Raw genomic sequence first — 1,192 nt, forward strand, 5'->3', positions numbered from 1 at the left:
CGACCCCGGCGCCCCCACCGGGACCCGGCAGTCCGGGAAGCACCGGATCCGTACTCAGGACCACGGGCACAGCACGAACGAAGGACTCCCCGCCCTTGACACCACCGCCCGCGGCCTCCTCACCCTGCTGGGAGGAACCGGTGTCCTGCTGGGAGGTACCGGTACTCATGGCCGGCACCGTGACCGCCGCAATGTCCGCCTGCGGATGACGGCTCTGGTGTGTGTCCGAAACCCCCAGCGGGACAGACACAGCACCCTCCGGCGCGGAAAGACCCGAGGCACGCCCGTCAGGACTGTGCGAATCAGGACCGTCCACGCCGGGCGCGCGAGTGCCGGAGGTGTCGGTGCCGGGGACGGGCACACCGGGGACGTGGGTGGGTGCGCCGGCCTGGTGCTTGGCAGGCTGGACCGGTGCACTCCCGTTCTGCTGCACGGGTGCCGAAAGCAGGGTCTGCGGGTCCTGCCTCCCAGGACCCTGCCGGGTGGTGGGGGCGGGTGTGTCCGTGGGGGCGGTCCCGGACGGCACAGGGCCATGAGCAGCCAGAGGAACCTGCCGGACAGCATCACCGCCGAGGCCGGGGACATCGGTTCCGGACCGGGTCTCCCCAACGGCGGCCGGCTCGTCGACGACATCCACCGTCCGCGGCCCGGCCCCGGTCTCATCGCCCGGCACCTCAACCCGCCCGAGCAAAACCCGATCCCCGACCCGGCCCGAGGCCTGATCCCGGACTTGCTCCGGAATCTGGTCGGGGGCATGGTCCGGGGCCTGGTCCGGAGTCTGGTCGGGGGCATGCTCCGGGGCCTGGTCCGGAGTCTGGTTGTGCCGGTCGTGGCTCCCGCCCATGGTGTTCGTCCCCGCAGGCAGGCCCGAACCCGCGAACCCACCGGTGGGCCCACTGGTCGTGCCGGTCGGCAGGTCCGTGCCGCTCGCCGGCACCTCCGTGCCACCATCCACCGGAACCGGGCCGCTCTGCAGACCGGTATCCACGAAACTCGTGGGAACGTCACCAATGCCCGAGAACCAGGACACCCCGCCCACCTCGCCGACCTCGCCGACGTGGCCGAGGTGGCCGAGGTGGCCGAAGACCGGCGGGGTATCACTTGTGTCGTTGAAGCCGCTGACGTCGCTGTAGAGCGACGAGGCATCACCCGGATCAGTGACGTCGCTGACATCGCTGAAGTCCAACGAGGC

1 protein-coding gene is annotated in these 1,192 nt (G+C 71.1%); it reads left to right on the plus strand.

The features are described 5' to 3' along the window. Positions 1-532: 532 nt before the first annotated feature. A partial coding sequence (locus ACWCPY_RS43315; RefSeq protein WP_451274702.1) for a hypothetical protein occupies positions 533-1,192 on the plus strand: 660 nt, incomplete at its 3' end.

It is taken from the genome of Streptomyces sp. NPDC002403, assembly GCF_053593015.1.